The 389-nt window shown below is 58.4% G+C and carries 1 protein-coding gene; it reads right to left on the bottom strand.

Annotation, left to right across the window (positions count from 1 at the left end; all coding sequences use genetic code 11):
* Positions 1 to 203: 203 nt before the first annotated feature.
* Positions 204 to 389, bottom strand: a 186-nt coding sequence (locus AC1RPN_RS08540) for a hypothetical protein (RefSeq protein ID WP_481763766.1), incomplete at its 5' end; no start/stop codon positions are given.

A 389-nucleotide genomic window follows, 5' to 3' on the forward strand; every position in this document is an offset into this window, starting at 1 on the left:
ATCTTGAACAGCCCTGCATCATCGATGGCCGCAAACACGTTGGTATCGCCACGCGGGCGGCCTGCGCGCAAGACAGCGGCAACAACCGCCTCATCCTGAGCGAGTACCTGTGCTTCTTCCGGGCTGATGCCAAGGCGCTGAACGAGGATAGCAGCAGCTGCCGAGTCAGCGGTCTGCGTCTCGTCCGGAATTTCAACCGTAGCCTAGAATGCAAATGCGTTCTTGGCGGCTTGGTCTGCTTCTGCCGAAGCCTGTTCCGGAGTATAGTTCTCCAGCGCATCAGTGACGAGCTGGCCTTCTTCAGCGTCTTTGTTTTCGTGTTCCTGTGCGGGTTGTTCGCGATCCGGAGTCCCGACAATGACAGCCGCGTAAAGGCCGCTCACCGAATA

Source organism: Dellaglioa sp. CoH-57-MRSF-20 (assembly GCF_056781955.1).